Origin of the sequence: Planktothricoides sp. SR001, assembly GCF_001276715.1 — a bacterium.
Classification (GTDB): Bacteria; Cyanobacteriota; Cyanobacteriia; order Cyanobacteriales; family Laspinemataceae; genus Planktothricoides; species Planktothricoides raciborskii.
Window position 1 is genome coordinate 58,396 of sequence record NZ_LIUQ01000039.1, and the last position, 6,865, is coordinate 65,260.

At 46.0% G+C, this 6,865-nt stretch carries 6 protein-coding genes and 2 tRNA genes; 1 reads left to right on the forward strand and 7 read right to left on the reverse strand.

Annotation, left to right across the window (positions count from 1 at the left end):
• Positions 1 to 55 precede the first annotated feature (55 nt).
• The 3 genes from AM228_RS20290 to AM228_RS20300 all read right to left on the reverse strand — a co-directional run bounded on the left by AM228_RS20290 (position 56) and on the right by AM228_RS20300 (position 1,894).
• Complete coding sequence (locus tag AM228_RS20290) at positions 56 to 895, reverse strand: inositol monophosphatase family protein (RefSeq protein ID WP_054468649.1); 840 nt, start codon at positions 893 to 895, stop codon at positions 56 to 58.
• Between the two features lie 55 nt (positions 896 to 950).
• Complete coding sequence (locus AM228_RS20295; protein ID WP_197285348.1) at positions 951 to 1,445, reverse strand: thermonuclease family protein; 495 nt, start codon at positions 1,443 to 1,445, stop codon at positions 951 to 953.
• Positions 1,446 to 1,525: 80 nt separating this feature from the next.
• Positions 1,526 to 1,894 carry a 2Fe-2S iron-sulfur cluster-binding protein gene (locus AM228_RS20300; RefSeq protein WP_054468664.1) on the reverse strand — a complete coding sequence of 123 codons (369 nt, stop codon included), beginning with the start codon at positions 1,892 to 1,894 and terminating at the stop codon, positions 1,526 to 1,528.
• Positions 1,895 to 2,140: 246 nt separating this feature from the next.
• On the opposite strand from AM228_RS20300, the gene AM228_RS20305 reads away from it, so the two are divergent.
• Positions 2,141 to 2,227, forward strand: a tRNA-Ser gene (locus AM228_RS20305).
• Positions 2,228 to 2,453: 226 nt separating this feature from the next.
• Here the strand turns inward: AM228_RS20305 and AM228_RS20310 are convergent.
• From AM228_RS20310 to glyQ, 4 genes are all read right to left on the reverse strand, one after another.
• A tRNA-Ser gene (locus tag AM228_RS20310) sits at positions 2,454 to 2,540 on the reverse strand.
• 50 nt (positions 2,541 to 2,590) lie between these two features.
• A complete protein-coding gene (locus AM228_RS20315) occupies positions 2,591 to 5,038 on the reverse strand; it encodes a ComEC/Rec2 family competence protein (RefSeq protein WP_054468653.1) in 2,448 nt (815 codons plus the stop codon).
• Between the two features lie 181 nt (positions 5,039 to 5,219).
• Complete coding sequence (locus tag AM228_RS20320; RefSeq protein WP_054468666.1) at positions 5,220 to 5,654, reverse strand: DUF4079 domain-containing protein; 435 nt, start codon at positions 5,652 to 5,654, stop codon at positions 5,220 to 5,222.
• A 150-nt stretch (positions 5,655 to 5,804) separates the two neighbouring features.
• Complete coding sequence (gene glyQ / locus AM228_RS20325; protein ID WP_054468655.1) at positions 5,805 to 6,701, reverse strand: glycine--tRNA ligase subunit alpha; 897 nt, start codon at positions 6,699 to 6,701, stop codon at positions 5,805 to 5,807.
• Positions 6,702 to 6,865 lie beyond the last annotated feature (164 nt).

Here is a 6,865-nt window from a genome sequence, read left to right on the forward strand (position 1 = left end):
GATATTCCTGTTTTTACTAACTTTCTTTGGCTCACTTCTAGTTTACTTCTTTGGTTCACGAAGTCCCAGTGATGGATGCTTCTCGTTGCTGCCGCACCTGCTCCAACTCCTGACTCATCCTCTCATGGATCAAACCATTACTGGCGAGAATTCGGCCTGTATAAATCTGTAAATCACCCCCATCATAAGCCGTAACTTTTCCCCCAGCTTCTTGTACCAGAACCACCCCAGCGGTCAGATCCCAGGGAGACAGTCCCCTTTCCCAGTACCCATCCAAGCGACCGCAAGCCACATGAGCTAAATCAATGGAAGCGGATCCCGACCGTCTTACCCCTTGAGTCAAGTGGGTAAAATGACAAAATTCAGCATAGTTATTATCCGTGGTTTCCCGGCGATCGTAGGCAAACCCCGTCACCAGCAAACTTTTTTCTAACTCGGAGATTTGCGACACTTTAATCGGACGACCGTTGCAAGTAGCCCCCAAGCCTTTAGCAGCACAATACAACTCTTGATGAAATGGATCAAACACTGCCCCCACATGAGGAACACCATTAATTAATAGTCCGATCGACGCCGAAGAGAACGGGTATTGATGAGCATAATTCGTCGTTCCGTCCAAAGGGTCGATCGCCCATAAATATTGGCTGTTGGCATTGCCCAGACTGCCACTTTCCTCTGCCAGAATCCCATGATCCGGCAAGTGACGGCGCAGCACATCTAAAATCACCGCTTCTGAGGCTTGATCCGCTTCCGTGACTAAATCTCCAGAACGGCCTTTTTCTCTAATTTGCTCTAAATTGCCCCAATAAGATTGCAGCACAGTTCCAGCGGCTTGGGCGGCGAGAATCGCCACATCGAGAAAACTTTGTAATTGTTCGCGGGTTGGCTCAGTCATTATTTTCCGTTTAAACGTTTAAGGTTAAAAATTAAAGTTAAAAAAGGTTAATTGCCTATAATTCACAATCCAAATTGCGAAACTCCTGTGGAGTTTGACGCATCGGGTTTTCCCAGTTCCAAATCCCCAACTCCATGATTCTTGCCCATTCCTGAGCATAAGCCAGCCGTTGGGAATATTTGGTATTTGGTTCACGAGGGCTACTGGCTAAAACCAGTCCTTGTTGCACCAGCCACTCATTAATCAACAGTTCCTCTTGCCAAAGATAGCCCAAGTAGCGATCGTAATTGTCTTCCGTCTGCCGATCGAATTCCAGCCAGACCGACTCACCTTCCAGCTTTTCTTGTAGCTGTTTTTTTGCCTCCGCCTCCCAAGGGGCTTGCTGGCACTTTGGCAACCACGCGGGAGCATCAATCCCAATTAACCGCAGTCTTTTCGTCTCATTGTCTCTATAAATTTCCACCGTTTGGCCACTAACGACCCTTTCCACCTTGACTAAAATTTTTTGGCGGTTGGCCGTTGTCGAACAGCCCACGAGGATCGGGGTCATAAGGCAAAATAAAAAAATCTTGATGAATTTCCCCATTCATCTGTCACTTAAATTCGCTAAACGACTTGGCTTCCGGGAAGCTAATCTTCATCTAAAGGTAATCCAGCCCTGACTTTACCCTTACCAAAGTAACGGCCAAATTGCAGTTCATAGACTTCATCCTCGTCTTGGGTTTCCACCACTAAATCAGACCGAGGATAACTGACACATAAAAGCGCATAGCCTTCCTGTCTTAAGTGAGGGGATAAACCCATTGCTTCCGGCTGATAAACTTCCCCAGAAATTATCCGCACGGCGCAACTGGTGCAGGCGCCATTCCGACAGGAAAAAGGTAAATCGGCATTTTGGTCTTCTGCCGTGTGGAGGATGTAGCGATCTTCCGGAACTTCAACGGTGTAATGTTGTCCGGTTTGGCGATAGTGAATTTTGACAGTGTAGGAACGAGTCATGATCAAAAAGGCTGTGTCAAGATTAAATGCAGGCATCACAAGCAAGAACATCCTGCCATTCCAGATTACGACAAATCTGGATCATTGATCTATCAATGTTTTATCGACCTCTACTTCATGTTTTTCACCCCTGGAATCCAGGATGGGGCGATCGCGAAAAAAAAATTTCTCTCAGCCCTTGACAAAATCTGGGTAGGTGCTGCTACAATAGATTTTCGGTAGACAAATTAAATATTCATGTCCCCTGGAGAGGTGGCCGAGCGGTTGAAGGCGCAGCACTGGAAATGCTGTTTAGGGGTAACTCTAACGAGGGTTCGAATCCCTCCCTCTCCGTTTTTTATAATGCTTTATCCTACTTAGCTTTCCCCAATTGCTAGGTAGGATTTTTAATAATGTGTCGCTACGTCCTATCAAATGAGTTTTAGACTGCTACATCAAGAAAAACTGACTCATTTTACAGATGTGGTATAGTGATATTGAGTTAAAACTGAGTAACTCGATATCAGATATACGTTGAGTAAATCCCTATAAGTCTTAGCCTATAAAGGTTGATCAAAAACGGAGAGGGGGGGATTCGAACCCCCGAAGGATGTGACACCTTAATGGATTTCGAGTCCACCGCATTCAACCGCTCTGCCACCTCTCCATATTCCATTATGACTCATTGTACTGCATTTTTGCAAATTCAGAACAAATTTAGAACAAAGAATCTGATCGATCTATATCTTCACTTACTCCAAAGAACCCCTGATCCGGTGTCCACTGCAATGCCCCATCTCTCTCCGTAGAGTAAATTGGAGTATTGACTTCAGTCAATATAGCTGCCGTTTCTTCATCAACATTTTCCGAAGTCGCGATCGCCACCTCTGGTTTTAGGGCTATCAGCAAATCAGCTTTCAGGGGTTGTCCCGACCACCAGAGTACCTGTAAAGGTTTTGCCTCCGGTCTGAGTAACGATTTATTCTGCAACAACTGGCTTTGTTCCGACTGATTTAACTCTTCGAGCCATAACCAAGTTTGATTGCCAATGGTCAATTCTACCACCGCTGGTTGATCCTGGAGTAATTTTACCGATGTCGAACCCGCAGCGGGGAGAATTTTTCCTACGGGTAAAACTTGATAAGAGACATTACGGTCTTGTACCACACTGGTCAAGGTGGCGTTAAGCGTCCCTGGAGAAGCAAAATTTTTTATCTTCACTTGCTGCATAATCAAATACCAGCCACTTCTGGATCCAGGGCTACTGGTAGCAATGCCCCAATCGATTTGATTAATCGCCTGTTGTCGCAAAAACGGTAAAATCGTGTATCGAGCAGTATTTTGATCGCCACTATTAATTAAAGTCACTTTACCTTGATCTTGAATCACTAGGACTGGCTGACCGTTGGTTTGCAAAGCTGTCACTTGAAAAACCGTGGTTTGACGATGCCACACCGGAACGACTAATAAGGCGATCGCAAACAAAAAAGCCCACACCCAGCGGCGCCCTTTATGCCACCAAGGAACCAACCACAAAAAGATAATCAACCCATAAAGAATCAACATTTGCACCAGGGAAAGGGTGCCGGTAGAAATTAAACTTCCCGGTAATTGGCTGAAAAATCGGACAATCAAAATCAGCAGTTCCAGGGGATAGTACAACAGCCATGCCACGGCACTTCCGGCTATTGGCCAAACTGCACCCAAAACCGCACTAATAAAACCACCCATTGTAATCCAAGAAATCAAAAAACTGGTGATGATATTCACCAAAATGCTATAAGTTGATATCTGGGAAAAAACATAAAGCAACAGCGGCAATACCCAAATTGTGGCCGCAATGGGAACCGCAATTAAAGACGCGATCGCTGTTGGCAACCAATCCAACCTTTTCATCACCGCAGGGGATGTCACCAACAAACCCAAAGTCGCCAAAAAACTTAACTGAAAACCTAAATCCCAAATCCACAGCGGATTTATCAGCAGCAAAACAAAAGCCGCCAACAGCAAACAGCCCAAAGAATTCACTCTCCGCTGCATCACCGGCGCCAACAATGCCGCAAACCCCATAAAAGCCGCTCGCCAAACCGAAGCCGACCCCCCGGTTAGACAGACATAAGCAATTAAAACCGTTGTCCCATTCCCTAACTTCAGGCGATCGGAAAAACCGCTGGTCAGAACTTGCACCAAACTCAAAATTATGGCAACGTGAAATCCTGAAGCCGCCAAAACATGGGCCAAACCTACTTGAATAAACTCATCACGAATATCAAATGGTAAATCAACCGCCAACCGGCCCAACACCATTGCACTCACCAAAAGGCCGTGTGGCACTCCCAACCAACGGGTTTGAGACTTGACAATGCGGCGGCGGACTTGCCACAGTCCCCAACTTGGCTGTGGAAACCGGGTTTCTTCCCGCAACCCAGTTTCTGGGGATGCCGTAATATAACGTCCTGCTAACCCAGCAAAACAGCCTTCTTTGGCCAAATAAGCTTTAAAATCAAAAGCCCCCGGATTCGCTGCTGCTTTTGGTTCATATAATTGACCTGTAACTGTTAGCAGTTGTCCCGGATATCGCCCAGTTCCTTGCAATAACGGAACCGTGACATATAACTTGCCGCTGACTTGGCAATCGTATTTCAATAACTTGGTGTCTGGTTCTTCTACAGAAACTTCCTCCGCAACCGAACAGTAGGAGTCCAGGTCAGAGTTTTGCTCATCGTTTTGCTCATCATTAATCTCTTTTTCCGCCACAACGATTTGCAAATGAGTTGGTTTCAGCCACAACCGGACTTTTTCGCTTCGAGTTAAGCTGGGTGTAGCGAGCACTTTGCCGGAGACCGTAGCTAAAGGCGCGGCTACTTGCTCTTGATTTTCTGGATTGACCAGGGATAAAAACTTACTAATATCATCAGGGGCGGGAGTTGGCGTTCGCCATTGCAAATAAAAACTAGCCACCAATCCCATAACTCCTGCCGTTAACCAAATTGCCGGTTTGACATTATTTCTTAAGTTGCGGAACCGAACTGGCAGAGGGAGGGAAACAATAGCAGCGATCGCCACACCCAAACCCAGTACGCCATAACCACCGTAAGGCACTGCGGTCATCAGCAAACCTACGATATAAGCCAAACAAATAACAATTAGACTGACAGAAGTCATCAGGAATTGCTGCTTAATTTATATAGAGATTATATAGAGATTATATAGAGAAATTTAATGTTAATCCCCGTAGGGTAGGCAAAATCTTACCCACCCTACTAATGTTAATCCTCGTAGGGTGGGCAAAACTTTGCCCACCCTACTGTTTATACGGTAGGGGCAGTGTCCCCGATTATCCCGATTATATAGAGAAACCCAACTGTAATCCTAGGACTGCGTGTAAAAACATCACCACCAGCGCCAAACTGCCCAAATAAGCATGAGCCGTCCGCAGTGCTGCTTGATTACCCCCAAACTTAGTCGCAGAAATTAAACCATTCAAGCCTAATAAAATTAGCACCAGTGAACCTGTCCAGAAATGGGGGCTTTCCAAAACATTATGGTGTTGCATCACCAGAGATAATAATCCTCCGGTATAACCTAAAGCCATAAACAGAAACATCAATGGAGCAATCTTGCTGTGATCGCTACGATTTTTAATCGCTGCATCCGGTTCCGTTTGCGTCAATAGGCGCCCACGCCATCCGGTTATCCCAGCAAAAGTTCCCATCACAACCACCACAATGCCCATCATCAAAGGATGTCCCCAGTGGACAATAGGTTCAGGCATTCCCATCGCTCTAAATTGAGAGGCGATCGGTTCTAGCAATTCACTCAGATTCACAGTTTTACCTCCTTCCTAAATTTAGGGTGGGCATGGTTGCCCCGTTGACCCGACCCACGTTATTTCAGTCCTACGTTATTTTATTGCCAAAACTCCTCAATTTCAGGCGGCAGATTTCTCACTGAGCACAGCCACCCCTCCCAAAGGAAAACCCAACTGCTCCCGCTGCTCCAAATACAACTGAGCCACCAGGCGAGCCAAATTGCGAATCCGGGCAATATAACGAGTTCGTTCTGTCACCGAAATCACCCCTCTCGCATCCAACAGATTAAAAGAGTGAGAACACTTCAGCACATAATCCAAACTTGGTAGCACCAGCCCTCGTTTGGTTAACTGTTCTGCTTCCTGCTCATACAAGCCAAACAGCTTAAACAGCAACTCTGGATTAGACGCCTCAAAATTATAAGTACATTGCTCAATCTCCCCTTGCAGGTGAACATCCCCATAACTCACCTGGTCATTCCAGCGGATTTTCGTAAAAGCCTCCACCTCTTGGAGATACATCGTCAACCGTTCCAATCCATAAGTAATCTCAATGCAGACGGGACGGCAATCAATCCCCCCACATTGTTGGAAATAAGTAAACTGGGTAATTTCCATCCCATCCAGCCAAACTTCCCAGCCAACGCCCCAGGCGCCCAAAGTCGGAGATTCCCAGTTATCCTCCACAAACCGAATATCGTGATCGTCAGGATTAATCCCCAAAGCTCTCAGGGAGTCCAAATAAATATCTTGAATATTGTTCGGTGACGGCTTCACCAAAACTTGGTACTGATAATAGTGTTGGTAGCGATTCGGATTTTCCCCATAGCGGCCATCGGTAGGACGGCGACAAGGCTCCACATAAGCCACCGACCAAGGTTCAGGCCCGATCGCCCGTAAAAATGTATGAGGACTCATAGTACCCGCCCCCTTCTCCGTATCATAAGGCTGGGCAATCAAACAACCGCGATCGGCCCAAAACTGATTTAACGTCGCAATCACTGACTGAAAATTCATCGCGCAACTTTCCTCGATCTAGCAGAACATTTTTATTTTCCTCTAAAAGCTTACCAGACAAGGGTTTTGGGGGATAAAAAAATTTTTTTCAAAAAAAGTTGGTCAAAGGGGTTGACAAACCGATTTAGGTTTGTTAGATTAATAAAGTGCCTGACGGACAAAAC

Excerpts from the sequence above, each read along its gene's own strand:
- AM228_RS20290 (WP_054468649.1), bottom strand. The coding sequence starts at position 895 with ATGACTGAGCCAACCCGCGAACAATTACAAAGTTTTCTCGATGTGGCG.
- AM228_RS20295 (WP_197285348.1), bottom strand. The coding sequence starts at position 1,445 with ATGACCCCGATCCTCGTGGGCTGTTCGACAACGGCCAACCGCCAAAAA.
- AM228_RS20300 (WP_054468664.1), bottom strand. The coding sequence starts at position 1,894 with ATGACTCGTTCCTACACTGTCAAAATTCACTATCGCCAAACCGGACAA.
- AM228_RS20315 (WP_054468653.1), bottom strand. The coding sequence starts at position 5,038 with ATGACTTCTGTCAGTCTAATTGTTATTTGTTTGGCTTATATCGTAGGT.
- AM228_RS20320 (WP_054468666.1), bottom strand. The coding sequence starts at position 5,654 with ATGGGAATGCCTGAACCTATTGTCCACTGGGGACATCCTTTGATGATG.
- glyQ (WP_054468655.1), bottom strand. The coding sequence starts at position 6,701 with ATGAATTTTCAGTCAGTGATTGCGACGTTAAATCAGTTTTGGGCCGAT.